Annotated in this window: 21 protein-coding genes and 1 riboswitch; of the genes, 10 read left to right on the plus strand and 11 right to left on the minus strand. The window is 68.5% G+C overall.

Translation table 11 applies throughout. The features are described from left to right. The first annotated feature begins 83 nt into the window (after window positions 1-83). A riboswitch (glycine riboswitch) is annotated at window positions 84-185 on the plus strand. A 169-nt stretch (window positions 186-354) separates the two neighbouring features. The 3 genes from gcvP to E4J89_RS12005 all read left to right on the plus strand — a co-directional run bounded on the left by gcvP (window position 355) and on the right by E4J89_RS12005 (window position 5,909). Continuing rightward, window positions 355-3,228 carry an aminomethyl-transferring glycine dehydrogenase gene (gene gcvP, locus E4J89_RS11995; RefSeq protein ID WP_136786371.1) on the plus strand — a complete coding sequence of 958 codons (2,874 nt, stop codon included), beginning with the start codon at window positions 355-357 and terminating at the stop codon, window positions 3,226-3,228. A 33-nt stretch (window positions 3,229-3,261) separates the two neighbouring features. After that, window positions 3,262-4,395 carry a glycine cleavage system aminomethyltransferase GcvT gene (gene gcvT / locus E4J89_RS12000; protein ID WP_136786412.1) on the plus strand — a complete coding sequence of 378 codons (1,134 nt, stop codon included), beginning with the start codon at window positions 3,262-3,264 and terminating at the stop codon, window positions 4,393-4,395. Between the two features lie 86 nt (window positions 4,396-4,481). After that, complete coding sequence (locus E4J89_RS12005; protein WP_136786372.1) at window positions 4,482-5,909, plus strand: L-serine ammonia-lyase; 1,428 nt, start codon at window positions 4,482-4,484, stop codon at window positions 5,907-5,909. Here E4J89_RS12005 and E4J89_RS12010 read toward each other — a convergent pair. Further along, window positions 5,906-6,634 carry a hypothetical protein gene (locus E4J89_RS12010; protein WP_136786373.1) on the minus strand — a complete coding sequence of 243 codons (729 nt, stop codon included), beginning with the start codon at window positions 6,632-6,634 and terminating at the stop codon, window positions 5,906-5,908. The two genes, E4J89_RS12005 and E4J89_RS12010, sit on opposite strands and share 4 nt — an antisense overlap. A gap of 226 nt (window positions 6,635-6,860) precedes the next feature. Here E4J89_RS12010 and E4J89_RS12015 point away from each other — a divergent pair, with 226 nt between their 5' ends. From E4J89_RS12015 to E4J89_RS12025, 3 genes are all read left to right on the plus strand, one after another. Next, window positions 6,861-8,207, plus strand: coding sequence for an FAD-dependent oxidoreductase (locus E4J89_RS12015; protein ID WP_136786374.1), 1,347 nt, complete (start codon window positions 6,861-6,863; stop codon window positions 8,205-8,207). A 317-nt stretch (window positions 8,208-8,524) separates the two neighbouring features. Continuing rightward, window positions 8,525-9,802, plus strand: coding sequence for an MFS transporter (locus E4J89_RS12020; RefSeq protein ID WP_136786375.1), 1,278 nt, complete (start codon window positions 8,525-8,527; stop codon window positions 9,800-9,802). 174 nt (window positions 9,803-9,976) lie between these two features. Continuing rightward, complete coding sequence (locus E4J89_RS12025; RefSeq protein WP_136786376.1) at window positions 9,977-10,861, plus strand: aldo/keto reductase; 885 nt, start codon at window positions 9,977-9,979, stop codon at window positions 10,859-10,861. A 67-nt stretch (window positions 10,862-10,928) separates the two neighbouring features. On the opposite strand, the gene E4J89_RS12030 is transcribed toward E4J89_RS12025, so the two are convergent. The 8 genes from E4J89_RS12030 to E4J89_RS19405 all read right to left on the minus strand — a co-directional run bounded on the left by E4J89_RS12030 (window position 10,929) and on the right by E4J89_RS19405 (window position 15,770). Further along, window positions 10,929-11,918, minus strand: coding sequence for an AlkA N-terminal domain-containing protein (locus E4J89_RS12030; protein WP_136786377.1), 990 nt, complete (start codon window positions 11,916-11,918; stop codon window positions 10,929-10,931). A gap of 3 nt (window positions 11,919-11,921) precedes the next feature. Further along, entirely contained in the window at window positions 11,922-12,314 is a 393-nt protein-coding gene (locus tag E4J89_RS12035; RefSeq protein WP_136786378.1) for a universal stress protein, read from the minus strand. A 143-nt stretch (window positions 12,315-12,457) separates the two neighbouring features. Beyond that, the gene (locus tag E4J89_RS12040) at window positions 12,458-13,060 is read right to left on the minus strand and encodes a DNA-3-methyladenine glycosylase I (RefSeq protein WP_136786379.1); all 603 of its coding nucleotides are present in this window, start codon (window positions 13,058-13,060) and stop codon (window positions 12,458-12,460) included. An 86-nt stretch (window positions 13,061-13,146) separates the two neighbouring features. After that, the gene (locus E4J89_RS12045; protein ID WP_136786380.1) at window positions 13,147-13,812 is read right to left on the minus strand and encodes an alpha-ketoglutarate-dependent dioxygenase AlkB; all 666 of its coding nucleotides are present in this window, start codon (window positions 13,810-13,812) and stop codon (window positions 13,147-13,149) included. After that, window positions 13,809-14,441 (minus strand): methylated-DNA--[protein]-cysteine S-methyltransferase, encoded by a 633-nt coding sequence (locus E4J89_RS12050; protein ID WP_136786381.1) that lies wholly within the window; start codon window positions 14,439-14,441, stop codon window positions 13,809-13,811. The genes E4J89_RS12045 and E4J89_RS12050 overlap by 4 nt, the downstream gene beginning before the upstream one ends. Then, window positions 14,438-14,962 (minus strand): sigma-70 family RNA polymerase sigma factor, encoded by a 525-nt coding sequence (locus E4J89_RS12055; RefSeq protein WP_205754485.1) that lies wholly within the window; start codon window positions 14,960-14,962, stop codon window positions 14,438-14,440. The genes E4J89_RS12050 and E4J89_RS12055 overlap by 4 nt, the downstream gene beginning before the upstream one ends. A 49-nt stretch (window positions 14,963-15,011) precedes the next feature. After that, window positions 15,012-15,512, minus strand: coding sequence for a methylated-DNA--[protein]-cysteine S-methyltransferase (locus tag E4J89_RS12060; RefSeq protein WP_136786383.1), 501 nt, complete (start codon window positions 15,510-15,512; stop codon window positions 15,012-15,014). A gap of 93 nt (window positions 15,513-15,605) precedes the next feature. Next, on the minus strand, window positions 15,606-15,770 hold the full coding sequence (locus tag E4J89_RS19405; RefSeq protein ID WP_169303996.1) for a hypothetical protein: 165 nt from the start codon (window positions 15,768-15,770) through the stop codon (window positions 15,606-15,608). 154 nt (window positions 15,771-15,924) lie between these two features. On the opposite strand from E4J89_RS19405, the gene E4J89_RS12065 reads away from it, so the two are divergent. Both E4J89_RS12065 and E4J89_RS12070 read left to right on the plus strand, forming a co-directional pair. Continuing rightward, the gene (locus E4J89_RS12065; protein ID WP_136786384.1) at window positions 15,925-16,389 is read left to right on the plus strand and encodes a MarR family transcriptional regulator; all 465 of its coding nucleotides are present in this window, start codon (window positions 15,925-15,927) and stop codon (window positions 16,387-16,389) included. Between the two features lie 3 nt (window positions 16,390-16,392). Next, window positions 16,393-17,628, plus strand: coding sequence for an MFS transporter (locus tag E4J89_RS12070; protein WP_136786385.1), 1,236 nt, complete (start codon window positions 16,393-16,395; stop codon window positions 17,626-17,628). Window positions 17,629-17,632: 4 nt separating this feature from the next. Here the strand turns inward: E4J89_RS12070 and E4J89_RS12075 are convergent, their stop codons facing one another. Together E4J89_RS12075 and E4J89_RS12080 are read right to left on the minus strand one after the other, a co-directional pair. Further along, entirely contained in the window at window positions 17,633-19,069 is a 1,437-nt protein-coding gene (locus E4J89_RS12075; RefSeq protein ID WP_136786386.1) for an FAD-dependent oxidoreductase, read from the minus strand. Further along, window positions 19,066-20,784, minus strand: a complete 1,719-nt coding sequence (locus E4J89_RS12080; protein WP_136786387.1) for an amidohydrolase — start codon at window positions 20,782-20,784, stop codon at window positions 19,066-19,068. The genes E4J89_RS12075 and E4J89_RS12080 overlap by 4 nt, the downstream gene beginning before the upstream one ends. A gap of 241 nt (window positions 20,785-21,025) precedes the next feature. On the opposite strand from E4J89_RS12080, the gene E4J89_RS12085 reads away from it, so the two are divergent. Together E4J89_RS12085 and E4J89_RS12090 are read left to right on the plus strand one after the other, a co-directional pair. Continuing rightward, a complete protein-coding gene (locus E4J89_RS12085; RefSeq protein WP_136786413.1) occupies window positions 21,026-22,069 on the plus strand; it encodes an iron-siderophore ABC transporter substrate-binding protein in 1,044 nt (347 codons plus the stop codon). 148 nt (window positions 22,070-22,217) lie between these two features. Beyond that, on the plus strand, window positions 22,218-23,453 hold the full coding sequence (locus E4J89_RS12090; protein WP_136786388.1) for an MFS transporter: 1,236 nt from the start codon (window positions 22,218-22,220) through the stop codon (window positions 23,451-23,453). The last annotated feature ends 8 nt before the right edge of the window (window positions 23,454-23,461 follow it).

Consider the following 23,461-nt stretch of genomic DNA (forward strand, 5'->3'; position numbering starts at 1 on the left):
TGCCGCCGGAACCGTCATCACCTTGTTGCCCGGCAGTGGCTCGACTACCATTCAAGGAGTTAGAAACAACTGCATACAGCCTTCGACATGCGGCGGGAGAGTCCTGCTGAGCACTTACGTCAGCAGGCGCCGTAGGAGCAATACCTCCCCAGGAATCTCTCAGGCCCCTGTACCGCCGCGGAGAGGCAACTCTGGAAAGCAGTCGGACCCGCAGCGGTCCGGCTCACCGACGGTGCAAGCAGGAACAGGCCCCCGAGCCGCCTGCGGAATCTCTCAGGTTCAGCCACAGAGCGGGGAGGAACCCTTCACTACCGGCATGGCCACCCCATGCCGGAGATCAACTGGAGTTCCTCAATGACGGCTAAAGCCAACCTCGCCACCCGGCCCGGCAGCACTTCCTTCGCAGACCGGCACATTGGTCCGCGCCGGAACGACGCGGAAGCCATGCTCAAGCAGTTGGGCTACGGAAGCATCGATGAACTGGTGGACGCAGCGGTACCCGCAGACATCCGCCAGCAGGAACCGCTCGCCCTGCCCGCGGCCCGCAGCGAGGCCCAGGTGCTCGGCGACCTGCGTGCCCTGGCCGCCAAGAACGTGACGGCCGTGCAGATGATCGGCCAAGGCTACTACGACACCATCACCCCGGCCGTGATCCGCCGCAACGTGGTGGAGGACCCGGCTTGGTACACCGCCTACACCCCGTACCAGCCGGAAATCTCCCAGGGCCGGCTTGAGGCGCTGCTGAACTTCCAGACCATGGTGCAGGACCTCACTGCGCTGCCGATCGCCAACGCCTCGCTGCTCGACGAAGCCACCGCCGTGGCCGAAGCCGTGCTGCTGATGCGCCGCTCCAACAAGTCGAAAGCCGCCGGCAAGACCGTGCTGGACGCCGACCTGCTGCCGCAGACCATCGCCGTCGTCAAGGGCCGGGCCAAGGCGCTGGACTTCGAGGTTGAGGTGGCCGACCTCTCCACCGGGCTGCCCGACGGCGACATTTCCGGCATCGTGCTGCAGCAGCCGGGAGCCTCCGGACGAGTCTTCGACCACGCCCCGGTGATCGCGCAGGCCAAGGAACGCGGTGCCATGGTCACCGTCGCCGCCGACCTGCTGGCGCTGACCCTGATCACGCCTCCGGGCGAGCAGGGCGCGGACATCGCCGTCGGCAATACCCAGCGTTTCGGCGTTCCGCTGTTCTTCGGCGGCCCGCACGCCGCCTACATGGCCGTGCGCAAGGGGCTGGAGCGCTCGTTGCCCGGCCGCCTGGTGGGCGTGTCCAAGGACGACGCCGGCCGCCCCGCCTACCGCCTGGCGCTGCAGACCCGTGAGCAGCACATCCGCCGCGAGAAGGCCACCTCCAACATCTGCACCGCGCAGGCGCTGCTTGCCGTTGTAGCCAGCATGTACGCGGTCTACCACGGCCCCGAGGGGCTGAAGGCGATTGCGCAGCACGCCAACGACGCCGCCCGCACGCTGGCCGGTGTGCTCACCGGCGCCGGCTTCGGCCTGGTCGCCGACCAGTTCTTCGACACGCTGACCGTGAAGGCTCCGGGCAAGGCAGCGGAAATCGCTGCCGCCGCCGAGGCCAAGGGCGTGAACCTGCGCCGCATCGACGCCGACCATGTGGGCATTTCCACCGATGAAACGACGACGGCGGAGCACCTCGCCCTAGTCGCTGAGGCCTTCGGCGTGGAGGACGCGGCCCGCAAGGCCGCGGAGACGGCTGCCGGCTTCGAGCTGCCGCAGGACCTGCTGCGCAGCTCGTCCTATCTGGACCACCCGGTGTTCCACAGCTACCGCTCGGAAACCCGGATGCTGCGCTACCTCCGCCGGCTGTCCGATCGCGACCTGGCGCTGGACCGGACCATGATCCCGCTGGGCTCCTGCACCATGAAGCTGAACGCCACGGCGGAGATGGAAGCGATGACCTGGCCGGAATTCGCCTCCATCCACCCGTTCGCTCCCGCCAGCCAGACTGCCGGCTGGCGCGAACTGATCGCCGACCTGGAGGAACGCCTGTCCGCGATCACCGGCTACGCGGGCGTCTCCATCCAGCCCAACGCCGGCTCGCAGGGCGAATACGCCGGCCTGCTCGCCATCCGCCGCTACCATCTGGCCAACGGCGACGAGCAGCGCGATGTCTGCCTGATCCCCGCCTCTGCCCACGGCACCAACGCGGCCTCGGCCGTGCTGGCCGGGATGAAGGTCGTGGTGGTCGCCACCGCACCGGACGGCACCATCGACCACGCCGACCTGCGTGCCAAGATCGACCAGCACGCCGAGGCGCTCTCCGCCATCATGATCACCTACCCGTCCACGCATGGGGTGTACGACGCCGATGTGCGCGACGTCTGCGACGCGGTGCATGCGGCCGGCGGCCAGGTCTACATTGACGGCGCCAACCTCAACGCACTGGTCGGACTGGCCCAGCCGGGCAAGTTCGGCGGCGACGTCTCGCACCTGAACCTGCACAAGACGTTCTGCATCCCGCACGGCGGTGGCGGCCCCGGCGTCGGGCCGGTAGCCGTGGCCGAGCACCTGGTGCCGTTCCTGCCCGGCAACGCCGCTTTGGCCGAGCAGGAGGGCAAGGGCGTGCCGGTCTCCGCGACCGAGTACGGTTCGGCCGGCGTGCTGCCGATCTCCTGGGCCTACGTGGCCATGATGGGCGCCGAAGGGCTGACCGAAGCGACCAAGAGCGCGCTGCTGGCCGCCAACTACGTGGCCAAGCGGCTGAACGAGCACTTCCCGGTGCTCTACACCGGCAACGACGGCCTGGTGGCGCACGAATGCATCCTGGACCTGCGCGAATTGACCGCCCGGTCCGGCGTGACCGCCGAGGATGTGGCCAAGCGCCTGATCGACTACGGCTTCCATGCCCCCACGCTGTCCTTCCCGGTGGCCGGCACCCTGATGGTGGAACCCACCGAGTCCGAGGACCTGGAAGAGATCGAGCGGTTCATCGACGCGATGATCTCCATCCGCGGCGAGATCGACCAGGTACTCAACGGCGACTTCCCGCTCGAGAACAGCCCGCTGCGGCTAGCACCGCACACCACCGCCGCCGTGGTCAGCTCCGACTGGGACCGTCCCTACACCCGCGAACAGGCCGCCTTCCCGGTGCCCGGGCTGCAGGTGGACAAGTACTTCGCTCCGGTGGGACGGATCGACGGCGCCGCAGGCGACCGCCATCTGATCTGCAGCTGCCCGCCGCCCGAAGCTTTCGAGAACTAGGAAAGGTCTGCCCCCTTGACGACCGAGACCACCATCACGCCCAAGCACACCGCACTCTACGCGGAACACGAGCGGCTGGGTGCTTCCTTCACCGACTTCGGCGGCTGGATGATGCCGCTGAAGTACAGCAGCGAACTGGCCGAGCACCGCGCCGTGCGCAACAGCGCCGGGCTCTTCGACCTCTCGCACATGGGCGAAGTCTGGATCACCGGCCCGGAGGCCGGAAAGTTCCTGGACTACGCCCTGGTCGGCAAGCTCTCCGCCGTCGCCGAGGGCCGGGCCAAGTATTCGCTGATCTGCAACGCCGAGGGCGGGATCATCGATGACCTGATCATCTACCGGCGTCCGGCGACCCAGGACGGGGACCGCTACCTGGTGGTGCCCAACGCCGGCAACGCCCCGACCGTCGCCGCGGAACTGGCGGCGCGGGCGAAGGGCTTCGACGTCACGGTGGAGGACGCCACGGCGGACACCTCGCTGGTGGCCGTCCAAGGTCCCAAGTCGGTGGAGATCCTGCTCCAGCTGGTGCCCGCGGCCCAGCACGCCACGGTGCGGGAGATGAAGTACTACTCCGCCGACGAGGTGGACTTCACGGTGGCCGGCGCGCCGCTCAAGCTGCTGCTGGCCCGCACCGGCTACACCGGCGAGGACGGCTTCGAGATCTACGTCCCGAACACCAACGCCGCTTCGCTCTGGACTGCCCTGCTGGAAGCCGGACAGAGCGTTGACCTGCTGCCGGCCGGACTGGCCTGCCGCGACTCGCTCCGGCTCGAAGCCGGGATGCCGCTGTATGGCAATGAACTAAGCCTGCAGGCCAGCCCCTTCGACGCCGGGCTGGGCGGCGTGGTCTCACTGAAGAAGGACAGCGACTTCGTGGGCCGCGCGGCCCTCGAGGCGCAGAAGGAAAAGGGATCGGCCCGCAAACTGGTTGGCCTCAAGGGCGCCGGCCGGCGCGCCGGCCGCTCCCACTACCCGGTGCTCAAGGACGGCCAGACCATCGGCGAAGTCACCTCCGGCCAGCCCAGCCCCACGCTTGGCTACCCGATCGCGCTGGCCTATGTGGACGCCGAGTACGCCGAGCCCGGGACCCGGGTGGACGTGGATCTGCGCGGCAAGCCGGAACCGTTCGACGTCGTCGAACTGCCCTTCTACCGGCGGGAACAGTAACCGCTCCCGCCACCAGGCATCTGCCGTCCCCGCGGACGCGGGGACGGCACCGCCGTACCTCCCACCCCCGAAAGGACAGGGATGACATGGCTGTAGGCGTTTTCGACCTTTTCTCCGTGGGCATCGGCCCCTCCAGTTCGCACACTGTGGGGCCAATGCGCGCTGCCGCGGTGTTCGTGCGCGAGGTGGCCGAGGCCGGACTGCTGGAGAAGGTAGGCGGTCTCCGCGTGGATCTGTACGGTTCGCTGGCCGCCACCGGCCGCGGCCACGGCACCTTCACCGCCGTGCTGCTGGGACTGGAGGGCTTCGAACCGGAGGCGATCCTGCCACAGCAAGTGGAGGAGCGGCTGGCGGACATCGCTGCGACCGGCAAGCTGCAGCTGGGCAGCGAACTGCCCGGCGCCGCCGCGCAGGTGCTGGACTACCGGGTCGAGGACATGGTGCTGCACCCGCTGACCGTGCTGCCCCGGCACACCAACGGCATGCGCTTCCAGGTGCTGTCAGCACCGGACGACGGCGATGCCCAGGTGTTGCACGAAGCCACCTTTTTCTCCGTGGGCGGCGGATTTATTGTCCGCGACGGCGAAGAACAAGCCGGCCAGGAGGAGCTGGAGTCCTCCAAACAACAGCTGCCTTATCCGTTCCGCACTGCGGCCGAGCTCCTGGAACACTGCCGCAGCACCGGGCTCGGCATCAGCGACATCATGATGCTCAACGAGGAAGTCGACCGGCCGCGCGATGAGATCGAGGCCGGGCTGGTGCATATTTTCGACGTGATGGAGGAGTGCAAGGATTCGGCGATCCGCCGGGAAGGCGACCTGCCCGGGGGACTGAACGTCCGCCGTCGGGCGCCGGGATGGCATGAGCGGCTGCGCAAGGAGGACCCCCACCGGGACCACAAGTACTGGCAGGAATGGGTGAACCTGGTGGCCCTGGCCGTGAACGAGGAAAACGCCTCCGGCGGCAGGGTGGTCACCGCGCCCACCAACGGCGCTGCCGGGATCATCCCCGCCGTGCTGTTCTACGCCACCCATTACGGCCCGGGCATGGAGCACGCCACCCGGGAGGACAAGGAGCAGGTGGTGGTGAAGTTCCTGCTGACCGCTGGCGCCGTCGGCGTGCTCTACAAGGAGCAGGCGTCCATCTCCGGCGCCGAAGTCGGCTGCCAGGGTGAAGTCGGGTCGGCGTCGTCGATGGCGGCCGCCGGCCTGGCCGAAGTGCTCGGCGGAACCCCGATGCAGGTGGAGAACGCGGCCGAGATCGCGATGGAGCACAACCTCGGACTGACCTGCGACCCGATCGGCGGGCTGGTGCAGATTCCGTGCATCGAGCGGAACGCGATCGGCGCCGCCAAAGCCGTGAACGCGGCCAAGATGGCGCTGATGGGCGACGGCACGCACCGGGTGTCGCTCGACCAGGTGATCGTGACCATGCGCGAGACCGGACGGGATATGAGCGACAAGTACAAGGAGACCGCCACCGGCGGTCTCGCCGTCAACGTGGTGGAGTGCTAGGAAGCCAACTCATCCACGTCGAAGACGTCCCGGCCGTCCCGGCTGGACCGGTGGACAGGCGGCGGGGCGGACGGACGCCGTGGCGGCATCGGCGGCCTGCGCGGAGCGGGCGGCTGGCGGAGGGCAGAAGGCTCGCGGGGGCTGAGTTGCTGCTGGACTGGTCCCTGCCGTGAGGGCAAACGTTTGACCGGTCGGTGCCCTGCGGCGTCCGGCTGCCGTCCGGCAGGCAAGGTGTCTCCGGCCCTGCGCAGCTGCCCTGAACCCGAGCGGAGTCGGCCCACACCGGCCTTCGTGGCGGTGCCGAGGCTGCTGACTGCCGGACCCAGCATGCCGCCCAGTTCCTTGGCTCGGCCGACAGCAGCCGCCCAGGGCACGGCGGCGACGGCCGAGCGGACGGAGCCAGCCGCGGATGAAAGCCGGTCCGCAGCCGGGCGCCGGTCTTGTGCCGCAGGCCGGTTCAACAGCATGAAGATGGCCGCGAGCACGCCTATCGGGATGGAGACCAACACGGCCACGGCGCCGGCGTACATCGCCAGGAAGAGTTTGGTGGGGGAGTCGAACATGCCGGCGACGAACGCGGCGGCCCCCAGCAGCAGCCAGAGCCAGAAAATGGCCACGCAGATCAGGGTGGTGCGTGCCCTGCGGTAGGTACGGAGCGACCGCCCGCGCACTGTGTGCTTTGCCGCCTCCACCGCTTCCTGCTCCCCCGCAACAGCCCCACTCACGGAGGCACCTGAGCACATTGTAAGTCGGCCGCGGCGCAGGGTCGGGCAGGGCGCGCCGGGGCATGTGCCCGCGGGAATGCGTTCCACCAGCGGCTGCGCCCGGACCGAGGGTTCAGCTGAGACGGGGCCGGTGCTAGGGTGGCGGCAGGCCGGCCCGGAAGGCAGCCGGCGAAGGATGCACCAGGACCACTGAATCACTGTCTACAACAGGGAGGGAGCCTGGACTATGTCCACTTCTGCGACGCCTCACATACTCATTTTGGGCGGCGGCTACGTCGGCCTGTACACGGCCTGGGGGATCCGCAAACGGCTGGGGCCGGATGCGGCACGGATCACCGTAGTAGAACCGAACTCCTACATGACGTACCAGCCGCTGCTGCCCGAAGTAGGCGGCGGAGAAATCGAACCGCGGATCGTCACGGTCAACCTGCGCAGCGCGCTCAAAGACGTTGACATTGTGCGCGGCAAACTTGTCTCCCTGGACGTCCAGGCCAAAACCGCCAAGCTGCGCGAAATTGGCGGGGGCGACCTCTCGCTGGACTATGACCAGGTGGTGTTCGCCGTCGGCGCCGTGACCCGGACGTTCCCCACCCCGGGGCTGGAGGAACACGGCATCGGCTTCAAGACCGTGGAAGAGGCCATTTACTGCCGGGACAAGGTGCTGGACAACGTGGCGCTGGCCGCCGGAACCAGCGACCCGGAAGAACGGGCCAAGGCCCTCACCTTCGTGGTGGTCGGCGGCGGCTACACCGGCGTGGAGGCCCTGACCGAACTGAGCGATCTGTCCAAGCTCGCCGTCGACGCCCACCCGGAACTGGACCGCTCCCAACTGCGCTGGGTGCTGATCGAAGCACTGGACCGGGTGGCTCCCGAAGTGGGACCGAATCTGTCCAAGTGGACACTGGGGCATCTGCGCGAGCGCGGCATCGACGTGCGGCTGAAGACCACCATGCCGTCCTGCGAGGACTCCGTCGCGGAACTGAGCACCGGCGAACGCATCCCTGCCGGACTGATTATCTGGACCGCGGGCATGAAACCCAACCCGGTGCTCGACGACACCAATGTTCCGCGCGGCCCGAAGGGGCATGTGAACGCGAACGCCCGGTTGCAGGTCATCGACGACTCCGGCCAGGTGGTGCACGGAGCCTGGGCCGCCGGCGACTGCGCGCAGGTTCCCGACCTGGCCGCGGAGCAGCAGCCCGCATACTGCCCGCCGAACGCCCAGCACGCCGTGCGCCAAGCCAAGGTGCTGGCCCAGAATGTGGTCAACGCGGTGCAGGGCCAGGGGCCGGCGGAGTACCGGCACAAGACGCTGGGAACGGTGGCGACCTACGGCGTCGGCCGCGGCGCGGCCAAAATCCTGGGCTACGAGCTCAAGGGCAAGCCGGCCTGGTACGCGGCGATGGGCTACCACGGCCTGGCCCTGCCCACCTGGATCCACAAATGGCGCCTGCTGGCCGGCTGGAGTTCGCTGGTCGTCGGCGACCGCGATATCACCTCGATGGGGGCCACCCGGCATCCGCGGCGCGCTTTCGTGGATGCCCACGCGGATACCCAGAAGGGCAAGAAATAGCGCCGCTGCCCGAGCCCTCGCGCTGCCAACTCTGTCGCCTCACGGGGGCCTGAGGTGGGGCCCTGCGTGCATGAGGCGTGACTCCGTCGAGCCTGAGGCTGCCTGCGGCGGGAGAATCCTGCGCGGCTGACGCGGCTTCAGGCGAGCCCGAAGTCTGCCTGACGCGAGTCTGACAACAACGACGGCGCGCCGGGAAAGGTGAGCTAACTCTCCATTGTTACGGAGCGATCCGGACCGCTGCGCAACCTGCCGCCGGGAAGGCGGTCACTGAGAGTAGCCTGCTGGACGGAGCCCGATCGGGCAGCGAGGAGTGCAGCATGTCCAAACAGCCCAGTGGCGCGCTGCTTTTTGTCCTGACATGCGCCATGGGCGTGGGCCCGTTGCTCAACTATGGCCTGAGCACCGTCAGCCCGCTGGTCATCGAGGACCTGGGCATCAGCGAGGGCCAGTTCGGCCTGCTGGCCACGGCCATTTTCGCCAGCGCCGCGGTGAGCAGCATGGGGCTGGGGAAACTCAGCGACCGGATCTCCAACCGGGCCCAGCTAGTGCTGATCTTTGCCGGCACGGCGGTGGCCCTGGTAGTCGCAGCGCTGGCCCACAGCTATCTGGTGCTGGTGATCGCCGCGCTGCTGGCCGGCCCCGCGCAGGCCATCTCCAATCCGACCACCAACCGCATCATCATCTCGCAGGTCCCCGCACCCAAGCGGCCCGGCTGGATCGGCGTGAAGCAGTCCGGCGTCCAGGGCAGCCAGCTCTTCGCCGGCCTGTTCTTCCCGATCGTCGCCCTCTGGGCCGGCTGGCAGGGCGCCACCGCGCTGGCCGCCGTCGTCGCCGTCGGGTTGCTGCTCTACGGACTGCGCAAACTTCCGGAAAACCCCATCACGACGGCGGTGCCCCCAACCTCTGCCAGCTCACCGAAGCGCGGCATGCCTCGCGAGGAGTCCGCCGGATCGCAGGCCGCCGCATCCCAAGCCGCCGCACCGCCGGGGAGCGCCGGTGCCCAGGCCCGGTTCCCGCTCTCGGTCTGGCTGTTCGCCGGCTACTCGCTGCTCGCCGGCCTGGGCATGCAGGCCACTAACGTCTACCTGCCGCTGTTCACCGTGCGGGAACTCGGTTTCAGCTTGGTCATGGGCGGTGTGGCAGCCGGCGTGTCGGGCGTCGTGGGCGTGACCTCCCGTGTGCTGTGGGGGCGGCGGATGGCCAAGGGTGTGCGGGCCTCCACCTTGCTCATCCTGCTCGGGTTCGGCGCGCTCGCCGGCTCCGCTGCCTTCCTGGCAGCCGGGACGCTCGATATGCCGGTCTTGCTCTGGCTGGGCGTGATCCTGCATGGCGCCACCGTGCTGGGCGCCAATGTGGTGGTGATGGCGGGCGTGATGCGCGTGGTTCCGGCCCAGCGGGTCGGCGCGGCGTCCGGCATTGTGTCGATGGGGATGTATGCCGGTTTCGCCGCCGGACCGCTGCTGATGGGCCTGCTGTTGGAGGCCACCGGCAACTTCCATACCGGCTGGCTGCTGGTCGGTGCCGGCTACCTGCTCTGCTCGGCGCTCGGTTTCGCGCTGCGGGCCTACGGGAACCGCACCGGCGTCGTCCGCTGAACCCCGCTCCCGGTCGAGCCCTCCTGCACCCGTCGAACCTCCAACGCGTCGAACCCCCACAGATCGACCACCCCACTCCGCCGTGCCCGGTAGGCTGAGGTGAATGGTTGAATTCGGCGGCCAGCGGCCGCAGAAAGGGTCACGGTGAAACGACGCTCGCTTGGACGGTCCGGCTTGCAGGTCTCAGAACTCAGTTTTGGTGCCGGCGGATACTGGGGCATGAAGTCCTTCCCGGAACGGCAAGCAGCGCAGCTGGTCGACCAGGCCCTCGAAGGCGGCATCACCGTTTTCGATACAGGTCCGAACTACAGCCGCGGGAATGCCGAAGCGCGGCTGGGCCGCATCCTCAAGGGCCGGACGGAAAACCTGGTCATCTCCACAAAAGCGGGATCCCACTGGATCAACAACCGCAATGTGAAGGATTACTCGCCCCGGGCCATTGAGAACAGCGTGCATGCCAGTCTGCGCCGGCTGCAGATCGACCATCTGCCGCTGCTGCATTTCCACGGCTTCCCACACCCGGCCGAACCAGCTATCGACGTCGCGTTGAAGCTCAAGGAAAAGGGGACGGTCGGCGCGCTCGGCGTTTCTACCGGCCGCGGCGGAGCCAAGAAAGCGCTGAAGCTGGGCATCTTCGACGCGCTGATGGTGGAATACAACATAGTGGACCGCTCGCTGGAGGCAGTGATCTCCGAGGCGAAGGAAGCGGGGGTGGGCGTCAAGCTCAAGTCGCCGCTCGCGCAGACGTTGTACTCGCGGGACATCTTCAAGATCGGTGCCCCCAGCGACGTCTGGTACCTGCTGCGGGCGCTCAAGAACCACCGGCACAAGTTCATCCAGGGACGCAAATACCGGTTTATCAACGACGTCGACGGCTTCGCCGCCAGCGAGATTGCGCTGGCCTTCGCACTGAACCACCCCGGTGTCTCCAGTGCGGTGATCGGCACGGTGAAGCCGGGACATCTCCGCTCCAACCTGCGGGTTCCCCATCTCGAGTTGCCGGCGGAATTGCTGGAACGGATTGAACGGGCAGGTGCGGCCGGCCGCGGACAGGGCTGAGGGCGCGGGGCCCCGAACTGCTCGGGGGAGCTAGCCCGACGCGATCGCCGCGCGGGTGCCTGACTGCTTACGGCAGGTAGGCCGATGCGGTCCAGAGGTGGAAGACCGCGTAGGCGCGGACCGGAGCCCACGCTTGACCGAGTTCGCGGGCTTGTTTGGCGGTCTTCACCTCGAGGGCCCGCTGCAGCACCAGGTCGCCCTCTGGGTAGGCGTCGCGGTCGTGCAGGGCCCGCATGGCCAGATACTCGACCGTCCACGGGCCAATCCCGGGAAGTGCCAGCAGGCGGCGGCGGACCTCGGCGTGATCGGTGTCAGGGGCGATGCGCAATCCGGCAGCACAAGCTTCGGCCAAGGCATGAACGGTGCGTGCCCGGGCATTGGTCAGGCCGACGGCCTGGCGGATGGCTTCGGGGCCGGCAGCTGCGAGTGTCTCCGGCGTGGGAAACACAACCAGGTCTGCGACGGCCTCGTTCGGCGGGCGGGACCGGCCCACCGCGGTACGGGCCTTCGGCTCCGGATGGGCGGTTCGCTCCCGTTCGGCCGCCTGCTCCCGTTCGTGAGGGAGAAAATGAGACGAAGGGGAGCGGCCGGGCGAGCAAGCGGGGGAGCCGAAGGCGGATACCAGACGGCCGGTGAACGTGCGGGCTGCGGCCAGCGAGACCTGCTGGCCGACCACGGTGCAGACGGCGCCTTCAAAACCGTCCGGGTACCCGAGGATCCGGAGTCCGGGGCGGGCGGCAATCAGCGGGCCGACCACGGCGTCGTTGCCCAACATCGCCGCCACCCGCTCCGGTTCCAATTCCAGATCGAGCCAGCCGCGCACCGCCGTCGTTATGTCCGCAACGGCGGCGGGGGACTCGGCGCCGATGTCCAGGCTGACGGAGTCGGGCAGCAGGGTGGCGGTGACCGGCACCGGTCCGGTGCCGGTCAGGAAGAGGCGGGTGCAGGTGCCGGCCGCTGGGTCGACCCGCTCGAGGCCGGGGACCGCGTGGGCAGCCAGTGCTGCCAGCGCGGCGGGAGCGTCGAACGGCGGAGCCAGCGGCAGGTCGACCTGCATGGATCAGCGGGCCTTGACCGCCAGGACCGGACAATCGACGGTCAGCAGGATCTCTTGGGCGGTGCTGCCCAAAATCAGCTTGCCCACCGGCGAGCGCCTGCGCAGACCGATGACCAGCAGCGAGACCGAGAGTTCTTCGACCAGATCCACAATCTCCTCCACGGCATCCTTGCCGCGGACAAACTGCTTGAATTCCGTGTCCAGGCCGGAGCTGTGCAGTTCATGCTGGACCCATGCTGCGTCGCGGGAGTCCGCGAACGACTCGTCCTTCTGCGCACCTCCGGGGCTGGCGTTGACCACCACCAGCTTCTCGTTGTTCTGGGTGGCCATCTGGATTCCCTTGCTCAGGGCAGCGCGGCCTTCGGGGCGCGGGGCGTAGGCAACAAGAATTGTCAACGTGGTCTCCTTACCGGATAACGCTTGCAGTGTCTGGCCAGCGCCCGGGCGTTCCGGGCGCCGCGTAGCCAGCGGGTGGACCTTATTGTGGCACGCATCTCAGCGCGCCGGCGGATGCGTGAAGTGATTGTGAAAGAGAGTCCTCAGTTCCACACGCCGGAGGAACCGCGGCGGTGGCTGTCCACCAGATGGGTGTCGATCAGGCCAATGGCTTCCATCAGGGCGAACATGGTAGTGGGCCCGACGAACGCGAAGCCGCGTTTGCGCAGTGCCTTGGACAGCGCGACGGATTCCGGCGAGGTGGTCGGCACGTCCCCGATGTGGCGTGGCGACGGCGTGCTGTCCGGCTGGAAGGACCAGACGAAGTCGCTCAAACCGCCTTCGGCCCGCAGCGCGATGGTGGCGTTGGCGTTGGTGATGGCGGCACGGATCTTGGCGCGGTTGCGCACAATACCGGCGTCCTGCATCAGTCGTTCGACGTCGTCCTCGGTATACGCGGCGACGGTGTCAACCCGGAAATCGTGGAAGGCCTTCCGAAAGGCCGGGCGCTTGCGCAGGATGGTGGCCCAGGACAGCCCGGCTTGGAAACCCTCCAGCGTGATGCGCTCATAGACGCCCTGTTCGCCGCGGACCGGCATGCCCCATTCGGTGTCGTAGTACTCGCGCAGCAGCGGGTCCGTGGCAGCCCAGGCCGGCCGGGCCAGGCCGTCGTCGCACAGCACGACGCCGGAAGCGGTTTTCTCCATGGATCGATTCTCTCCTAGCGTGCCGTGGGTTGTCCCGTCCTGCTCCGGTACTGTGGATAGGGTCCTGTGGACAAGGCGAAGGCCGGTCAACCCAGACCGGTGACCCGCATGGTCAGGTTCAGCCGGCCTCCGGTCAAGCCGCAGGCTGGGTCGGCGGTGGCCGGGTAGATCCGGGGCACGCCGTGGTAGGCGAACCGGGCCGGTCCGCCGAAGACAAACAGGTCCCCGGAGTGCATCCGGATATCGGTGTAGGGCTTGGTCCGGGTCTCAGTGTTGCCGAAGCGGAACAGGCAGTCGTCGCCGATGCTGAGCGAGACCACCGGGGCGCCCGACTGCTCGTCCTTGTCCTGGTGCATGCCCATCTTGGCGGTGTCGTCGTAGAAGTTGATCAGCGCGGTGTCCGGCTTGTAGTCGCGGCCCGCGGACGGGTCCTGGTACGCCTCCGCGAGTGCCCGCCGGCCCCAGTCGGCCAGCCAGCCGGGGAAGTCCAGCACTCGTTGGCCGTTCACGTCGTCGGCCGTGCGGGTGTACTTGTAGGGGGCCCAGTGCCAGCCCAAGCACAGCGTCCGCACGCTCATCTCGTGGCCGCCCGGCAGTTTTGCGGCGCGGTAGGGGACCGGCCCGCGGCCGAATTCGCGGCAGGCTTCGACCAGTTCGCGCTGCTGCTCCACGGTGAGCCAGCCCGGCACGTGCACTGCGCCGGGTGCGATCTCGCGCGGGCCGGCCGGAGCGTCACCGAACAGGGTGCTCATGCCGCGGACTCCAGCCCCAGCAGGTAGGCCTTGGCCTCGGGCCCGCCCAGATATCCGCCGAAGGCGCCGTCCGAGCGCAGCACCCGGTGGCAGGGCACAACGACGGGCAGCGGGTTGGTGGCGCAGGCGCTGCCCACGGCGCGCACGGCTTTGGGATTCCCGACGGCGGCGGCCACCTGGGCATAGCTCTCGGTGCGGCCGTAGGGAATTGCGGGCAGGTGGTGGAGCACCTCCGCGCGGAATCCTTTGGACAGCCGCCGATCCAACGGCAGGTCGAAGACGCGCCGTCGGCCCGCGAAGTATTCGTCCAACTGGCGGACCGCCGACTCCAGCCGGACCGGAGAACGCAGGATGCGGGGACTGACCGTTTCCGCCAGGCCGGCGAGCACATGTTCGTGGTGCTCGCTGGCAAAGGCCACACGGACCAGGCCCTGCTCCGTGGCGACCAGCAGCAGCGTCCCGACCGGCGTGTCGGTGGTGGTGAAGACCAGGTCGAGGATGCCGGTAGCCGCCGCCTCCTGCTCCAGCCGGTGATGCAGCCGCTCCAGCTGCTCCGGGTCCAGGCGGGTCAGCAGGTCCAGCTCGGGTCCGGCACCCGTGTCCTGGGCAGCGGGATTCTCGGCAGTCATCGGATTGCTCCTTCGCTTGCATCGGGTGCGGCAACATCCGCGGCCGGCTGCTGGCCACGCCGGTAGAACGCCCGCAGTTTGGCCATGCCGTCCGCGGCCGCGCGGCGGACTGCAGCCGTGGTGGAACCGGTCAGCTCGGCCGCTTCGGCGTACGGCAGCCCGGCCAGATAATGCAGTGCGACGGCTTCGCGCTGCCGCAGCGGCAGGGCCGCGACGGCCTGGCGCAGTTCGTCGTCGTCGTTTCCGGGAATGCCCAGCAACGACGGGGATTCGGGCAGCTGATCGGTGGGCACCGGGGTCCGGGCCCGCCGCCGGACCACGTCGATGGCCTTGCGGTGGGCAATGGTGACCAGCCAGGCCTCGTGGTTCGCGTCCCACGGCAGCTCCGGATAGGCCCTGAGCGCAGAGAGAAAGGCTTCGGACCACGCGTCGTCGGCATCCGGTCCGGGACCCAGCACAGCTCGGCAGACACGCAGCACGGTGGGGCCATGGTCAGCGACCAGCTGCTCGAAGGGTTTCATCCGCACACCCTGTAGACGGCGGCCGGGCGGGCTGCGTGAGGGGTTCGCATCAGAAAAGTTTGCCGGCTTTCACTTCGGCCGGCTCCTCCAGCTCCAGCAGGAACCGCTTGCGTTCCAGCCCGCCGGCATAGCCCACCAACGAGCCGTCCGCGCCCACCACCCGGTGGCACGGCACCACGATGGAGATCGGGTTCTTGCCGTTGGCGTGGCCCACCGCCTGGGCCAAATGGACATCGCCCAGCGCTGCGGCCAACTGCCCGTAGGAACGGGTCTGCCCGTACGGGATTTCCCGCAGCAGCGCCCACACGCTCAGCTTGAAGGGATCGCCTTTCGGTGCCAGCGGGAGGTCGAAGTCACGGCGCTGGCCGGCGAAATACTCCGCCAGCTGTTCGGCGACCGCTTCGAAGCCGGCGGCGGTGCGCTCACCGAACGTCGCCGTGTCCGGCATCCGCTTGTGGCTGGGGAAGTAGAGCGCGGTCAGCGAACCGTCCTCGGCGACGGCCGTCAGCTCCCCGAGCGGGGTATCGATGAGGGTGTGCACGCGGGTCATAGCGCTCCTTCGTCCGCTTCCATTCTCTCCTCTGCAGACGTTCCCGCGCGCTGGAACGTGAGGTCCCCGGTTCTCTTTTCTTGCCGGCTGGAGTTACGGCGCGCCTTGTTCGGCCTGCCGCCGTGCAGCGGCGTCCCGGAGTTCGGCATTCTTCAAGCGCAGGAAACTGATCAGCAGGACCAGCACCCACACCACCAGCACGGCCATACCGATCAGGAAGACCACGTACAACACCCCGAGTGTGGAAAACAACGCCATGCCCCGTCCCTGCTTGCCCAGCCCCGCCCGATGCGGGGGAATCCGGGCCAGCCTACCGGCGAACAGCCCCCGGAGCGGGCGGACACACCAGTCCCCGCGGGCGCCGGGCGGGGTCCAACTTGCTTCAGAGAGCTAATAGTTAGACCATCTAAGTATGCAGGATGAACAACTTGAGCTGTCCCGGCAACTCCGGCCGCTGCTGACCCGGATCTACCAGATGGTCCGCCGGCGCAGTCCGGGCTGGGACGTGACGGCAGCCCAGTCCTCGGTGCTCACCACACTGATGGACAAAGGAAAACTGCGGATGGGCGAGCTGGCCGCGCTGGAAGGCGTGAAGATGCCGACCGCTACCAGTGTGGTGGCCGGGCTGGTCCGGATCGGGCTGGTGGAGCGGCAGGCCGATCCGAATGACCGGCGCCGTGTCCTGGTGGACCTGACCTCCGACGGGCGCTCGCAGATTGCTGCGCTCGCCGCCGAACGGGACCGCGAATTCGCCCGCCTGCTGGCAGACCTCGGACCCGAAGACCGGACCCTGCTGGAGGCGGCCGCACCGGCGATGTCCAGGCTGCTGGCGGTGGAAGCAGCAAACGCGCTGCCGGCTGAAGAATTAGGAGAGTAAACCATGACCAACGTTGCGGCACCGCAACAGCACGCCAAACTGGCTGACGCGCTCAAGGGCCAGCCGAAATCCGTCTGGGTGACGGCCTTCGCCGCGGTCATCGCCTTCATGGGGATTGGCCTGGTGGATCCCATCCTCAACGTGCTCACCGAGTCCTTGGGGGCCGAGCCTTCGCAAACCACGCTGCTCTTCGGGTCCTACCTCGGCGTGCAAGTGGTGGCCATGCTGCTCACCGGCATGATGTCCTACCGGTTCGGCGCCAAACGGACCCTGGTGGCCGGACTGGTGCTGATCGTCATCGCGGCCGGATTCTGCGCGGCGGCCGGCGACATCGAGACGCTGGTCTGGCTCCGCGCGCTCTGGGGCCTGGGCAACGCCTTCTTCATCGCCACCGCGCTCTCCGTGATTGTCGGAGCGGCCGCCGGCGGGCAGCAGGGAGCCATCCTGCTTTACGAAGCCGCATTGGGGGTCGGGCTGGCGATCGGACCGCTGCTCGGCGCCGTGCTGGGCAGCATCACCTGGCGCGGGCCGTTCGCGGGAACCGCCATCCTGATGGCCGTCGGCGCCATCCTCTGCGTCAGCATGCTGGAGAAGGACAAGGACAAGTCCCACCGGCAGCCGGTACGGCTGGTGGACCCGCTGCTGGCCCTGCGCAACCGCAACCTGCTGCTGACCTCGATCGGGTCCGCCTTCTACACCGCAGCCTTCTTCGCGATCATCGCCTGGGCCCCGTTCGTGCTGGACGAGGGTGCCCTGTTCATTGGCTTCGTGTTCTTCGGCTGGGGCCTGTGCGTGGCCGTGTCCGGCGTGGTGCTGGCACCGAAGGTCGCCGGGTGGCTGGGGGAGCGCGGTGGGGCCATCGCCGCCGTCGTGCTCTATGCGGTGATCCTGCTGGCCATGTCCACCGGCATCAAGTCCGTGGTGGTGGCCGGCGTGGTGGTCTCCGGCATTGTTTCCGGGGTGCTGAATACGCTCTTCACCGGCAGCGCGATGAGCGCCGGTTCCGGGCCGCGGGCCGTGAACAGCGCCGGTTACAACTTCCTGCGCTGGCTCGGCGGAGCCGCGTCGGCCATCCTGGTGGGGCATGTGGCCGAGTGGTTCGGCAACGTCTCCGCCCCGTTCTGGGCGGCGGCGGCCTGCAGCCTGGTCGCCGCCGGCATGCTGCTACTGCGCAAGCGCGAAGCGCCCGCCGACCCGCACACCGTGCCCGCCGACGCTGCGGCGATCGGCGCAGACTAGCGGACTACGAGTCGAAGCCCATGCCGGCCGCATCCATGGCTTTCAGCCAGGGTCCGCGGCGTCCCTGGTTGCGGTCGGCGCGGACCATGGCGGCGGTGGTGAGCTTGACGCCCAGCCAGGCGAGCGGCTCGGGCGGGAACGGCAGCGGCTTCTTCCGCACCAGCTGCAGCCGGGTGCGCTCGGTCGGCTGACCGGAGAGCAAATCCAGCATTACGTTGGCGCCGAAGCGCGAGGCTCCCACGCCCAGGCCGGTGAAGCCGGCACAGTAGGCCACCCGGCCGCCGTACGCGGTCTCGAAGAAGGAAAAGAACCGGCTGCAGGTGTCGATTGCGCCGCCCCAGGCATGGCTGAACCGGACGTCGGCCAGCTGCGGGAAGGTGGCGTAAAAATGGGCGGCGAGCCGGCGGAACGTTTCCGGGCGCTGGTCATGGCTGTGCTTCAGCGACCGGCCGTAATGGTAGACCGCGTCATACCCGCCGAACAACATCCGGTCCTGCCCCTGCGCGTCCGTGGTCAGCCGGTAGTAATGGAACCGGTTGTCGTTGTCCGAGATGCCGAACCGTTCCGCCCAGCCGAGGGCTTCGCGCTGCGCACCGGTCAGCGGCTCGGTCATCAGGGCGTAGTCGTAGACCGGGACGGTGTGCAGCCGGGTGCGCGCCAGCAGCGACGGGAAGGCGTTGGTCGCCAAGGCCACCCGGCCCGCGGCCACGGAGCCAAAGTCGGTGCGCAGCGCCAGCACCCCGGCCCGCCCTGCCACCGACCGCACCGGGGTGTGTTCATGGATTTCGACGCCGGCGCTCAGGCAGGCGTCGCGCAGCCCCCAGGCCAGTTTGGCCGGATGCACCATCGCCGTCCCCTGCCGGTCGCGCAGGCCGGCACGGTACGCCGATGAGGCGACCGCCCGCTGCACCGCGGACCGGTCCAGGAACTCCAAGGCCGGGTCTTCGGCGGCTTCTTCCTGAAGCCAGGCGACGTGGTGCTCTTCGGTGGCCACCGAGAGCGTCCCGGTCCGCTCGAAACCGGCGTCGATTCCGTACCGGGCCAAGGTCTGTTCGATCTCGTCCAGGTTCTGCAGACCCAGCTTGCCCAGCAGGTCGGTTTCCTCGGGGAGGTGTTTCTGCCCGTTCGCGCTGCCGTGGGTCAGGCTGGCCTCGCAGAATCCGCCGTTGCGGCCCGAAGCGGCCCAGCCGATCCGGTTGCCCTCCAGCAGCAGCACCGAGCGGTCGGGGTCACGTTCCTTGGCCAACAGTGCGGTCCACAATCCGGTGTAGCCGCCGCCGACCACCGCCAGGTCCGCGGTGACCGAACCCCGCAGCGGCGGCAGCGCCTCCGCGCGGGAAGGATCATCCAACCAGTACGGCGTGGGCGATGCCCCGGCCAGCGCCGCGTCGATCCGGGAGGCCGGGACTTCTCCTTCTGCCCGGTCGTAGAACGTTTTCATGCCCGCACCGCCTGCCTCTCGAACACCGGTTCGCCAGCCACGAACGTCAGGTCCGTGCCGACGGTGTGCAGCTCCGCCGCCGGCAGGCTGAACGGATTGCGGTCCAGCACCACCAGATCGGCCGGCGCTCCGGGAGCGATCCGGCCGCCGCCGTCATGGCGGTTCAGCCAGGCCGAGCCCGACGTGTAGGCGGCCAGCGCCGCCTCCAGGGTCAGCGCCTCGCCCGGCAGCAACGGGCTGTCCGAGCCGTCGTCGGGGTGGCTGCGGTTGACCGCCACATGGATGGCCTGCCACGGGTCAGGTGTGGAGACGGGCCAGTCGGAGCCCATCGCCAGCCGGGCGCCGGATGCCGCCAGCGAACGGAAAGGATACTGCCAGCCGGCGCGCTCCGGGCCGATCAACGGCACGGTCAACTCGCGCATTTGTGCGTCATTACAGGCCCAGAGTGCCTGCAGGTTCGCGGTGACGTCCAGTTCGCCAAAGCGGGGCACGTCGGCAGGGTGGATGATCTGCAGGTGCGCCATGTGGTGGCGCCCGGCGCCGCGGCCGTTGGCACGGCGGGCGCGCGCGACGGCGTCCAGCCCGTCGCGCACCGCGCGGTCGCCGATCACGTGGAGATGCAGGTCGAATCCGGCCGCGTCCAGTGCCGCCGTCACTGCCAGCAGCACCTCCTTGGACAGGTAGGTCAGCCCTCGGTCCGCGCCGGCGGAGGCACCGCCGTCGTTCCCCGCCATGCCCTCACAGGCGCACGGTGTCAGGTAGGGCTCGAGCATTGCCGCTGTCCGGTTCTCCGGCACACCGTCCACCATGATTTTGGCGCTGGTGGTGCGGAAGCCGGCGGCTGCGTTCTGCTCCCGGCGCGCGATGAACTCGGCCACCAGCTCCGGGACCGATTCCACCGTGGTGGACCGCGGCACCCAGAGTGCTCCGGCGGCTCGGCCGGTGAGCAGGCCCTGGTCCAGCAGCATCCGGTAGGCGGCGCTGGCCTCGGGATAACCGGCGTAGTCGCCCAGGATCGCCTCCTGCCAGCCGGTCACGCCCACCGAGTGCAGGTAGCGCTGGGCTTCCAGCAGGCCGGCCCGCATTTCCTCCACGGTGGCGCGCGGGATGGCCCGGTTCACCAGGTCCATGGCGCCCTCATGCAGCGTCCCGCTCGGATAGCCGTTGGCCTCGCGCTCCAGCAGCCCGTCCGCCGGGTCGGGGGTTGAGGCGTCGATGCCGGCCAGTTCCAAGGCCTTGCTGTTGACCCACGCACTGTGGTGGTCCGCATTGACCAGATAGGCCGGCCGGTCCGGAACCACCGCGTCCAGCACCTGGCGGGTGGGATAGCCGCCCGGGAAGTCCGCCTTGTGCCAGCCGCCGCCGGTGATCCAGGCACTGCCTGATGCGGCGGCGCCGGATCCGGCGTCGCCTGATCCGGCGGAGGCGGCGATCTGGGCCAGCACGGCATCGGCTCCGACGCACTGGGACAGGTCGCAGCCCAGCCGTTCCAGCCCGGCCATCACCGCGTGCACGTGGGCATCGGTAAAGCCCGGTGCCAGCAGACGGCCATTCAGGTCGACGGCCGTGGTGTGCGGCCCCGCGGCCGCCCGGACTTCCGCCTCGGTCCCCACCGCGGTGACCACGCCGTCCCGGACGGCGACGGCCGTGGCTGAAGGATGCAGGCGCAGGCCATCGAAGATCCTGCCGGAGTGGAAAATCCAACCTGCCACCATGGCCGCTCCTGTCGCCCCGGCGTCTGCCGGAAATGAACGAGTTTCACTTATGACACAGGGGGCCGCGGACTTTGTCAACGGTTTTGGTCCGACTCCTTCTGCACGGGCTGCGCGGACAGTGCCGAAGCGCCGTCGTCGAAATACGCAACAAAGTAGTTGCTTATTCCAACTGAGCATAGGCTACCCTTACTTCTGTTCGTTCCCTTTGATTCGAGGAGGCCCCACGTTGGGCGTTTCACGCATGCGCGGTCTGGTTGCTGCCGCCGCCGTCGTCCTGTTGTCCCTGACCGCCTGCTCCACCGGCCCTGCCGGCGGAGGTTCCGAAGGCGGCCAGTCAGCCGCAGCGACGGACCAGTTCCCGGTCACCGTTGAACATGCGTTCGGGGAGACGGTGATCAAAGAGCAGCCCGAGCGCGTGGCCACCGTGTCCTGGGTGAATTCCGATGTGGCACTGGCGCTGGGTGTGGTGCCGGTCGGCATGCCGAAGGAGGACTGGGGCGGCAACGAGAACGGCTCCACGCCCTGGCGGGACGCCAAGCTGGAGGAGCTCGGCGCCGCGATCGGCACGGAAAACGCGCCCGTGCAGTACTCCGAGGTGGACGGCATCAATTTCGACGAGGTCGCCGAGTTGGCCCCGGACGTTATCCTGGCCGCCTACTCCGGCCTGACTCAGGAGGACTATGACACGCTGAGCAAGATCGCGCCGGTCATTGCCTACCCCGAGACCCCGTACGGCACCGACTGGCAGGACTCCACGAAGATGATCGGCCAGGCGCTGGGCCTGAGCCAGCAGGCCGAGGACCTGGTGGCGGAGACGGAGCAGACCATTGTGGCCAAGGCCTCCGAGTACCCGCAGCTGGCCGGCAAGACCTTTATCTACGGCAACCTTGAGCCTGCCAAGGGTGACGGCGTGAATGTTTACACCGCCAACGATAACCGGCCGAAGTTCCTCAGCAGCATAGGCATGGTGCAGGCGGACGTGGTCACTGATGCCACCAAGGACTCCTCCGAGTTCTTCATTCCGTGGTCCGCGGAGAAGGCCAACGAGCTGGAATCCGACGTGTTCGTGACTTGGGTCCCGGATAACAAGACCGCGCAGCAGATCACTACCGATCCGCTGCTGGGCCAGATCCCCGCGATCAAGAACGACGCCCTGGTGGCGGACTCGGACAACACCCTGACGCTGTCCATTTCCGCGGCATCCCCGTTGAGCCTGCCTTGGGCGCTGGACACCTTCCTGCCGATGCTCGGCAAGGCGGCTGACGCGGCGGACGCCGCCAAGTAGCAGCCGGGCGTCCAGTCCGGGCCACTGCTGGACTCCAGCCCAGTACGACGGCGGAGGGGCACCCGCCGCGCGGAACCTTCAGTTCCTGCGCGGACCGGGTGCCCCTTTCTGTGATCTGTCGCATACAGTTGCCTGAGACTATCTATTGATGAAGGGAGTGGCCGTGCGGGACACCCGCGGAACCAGCCGGGCGCTGTCGGCCGGCGTGCTGATTGCCGGCATCCTGGTGGTGGCCGCCAACCTGCGCCCGGTGCTGACCAGCGTCGGTCCGCTGCTGGACCAGATCGGTGCGGAGACCGGGCTCGGAGTTGCCGCGCTGGGCGTGCTGGCCGCGGTGCCGCTGCTGGCTTTCGGTGCAGTCTCCCCGCTGGCGCACGGCCTGAGCGAGAAGTTCGGCGTCGAACGCACCGTCTTCGGTGCGCTGCTGCTGCTGGTCGCGGGCACCTTGCTGCGGCCCATCCCCGGCCCCCTGGCGAATCTGTGGATCGGCACAATGCTGATCGGCTCCGCCATCGCGGTGTGCAACGTGATGCTGCCGGCGCTGCTCAAACGCGATTTCCCCGAACGGATGGCCTCGCTCACCGGAGGCTATTCCGCCGTGCTCGGCGGCTGTGCCTCGCTGGGCGCCGGACTGGCCGTGCCGCTCTCGCTGGTTCCGATCGGCGGCGAACCGGCCGGCTGGCGCTTCGCGCTGACCGCTTTCGTGGTGCTGGCGGTGCCGGCCGTGCTGCTCTGGCTGCCCCGGCTGCGCCCCGGCGGCCAGCTTCCCGACCAGGCCCGGGAAGCGGCGGCGGCTCCTGCCCTGGTCAGGGGCTCGGTCTGGAAGTCCGGCATCGCTTGGCAGGTGACGCTGTACATGGGTTTGCAGTCGATGATCTTCTACATCCTCATCACCTGGCTGCCCACGCTGGAACGCTTCCACGGCCGCAGCGGGCTGGCGTCCGGCTGGGACCTGATGATGTTCCAGCTGATCGGTGTGGTGTCCAGCCTGCTGACGCCGGTGGTCCTGCGCGGGCCCACCCAGCGGCTGGCTGCCGCGGGGCCGCCGCTGCTGGTGCTGGCCGGGGTGCTCGGCATTCTGCTGATGCCCCAGATCATGCTGTTCTGGGTGCTGGTGGCGGGCTTCGGCTGCGGCAGCTCACTGGTCACCGCGCTCTCGCTCTTCGGCCTGCGCACCCGAACGCACCGCGAAGCCAGCGCGCTCTCCGGGATGGCCCAGTCGATCGGGTATCTGCTCGCCGCAGCCGGCCCGCCGCTCTTCGGCGGACTCTTCGCCGCATCCGGGGCCTGGGCGGCGTCGCTGACCTTGCTGTGCATCATCGCGTTCCTGCAGGCAGCCACCGGTTTGCTGGTGGGGCGGGACCGCTTCGCCTTCGCCGGCTAGCTGTCTTC

Source organism: Arthrobacter sp. CAU 1506 (assembly GCF_005047635.1).
Classification (GTDB): Bacteria; Actinomycetota; Actinomycetes; order Actinomycetales; family Micrococcaceae; genus Crystallibacter.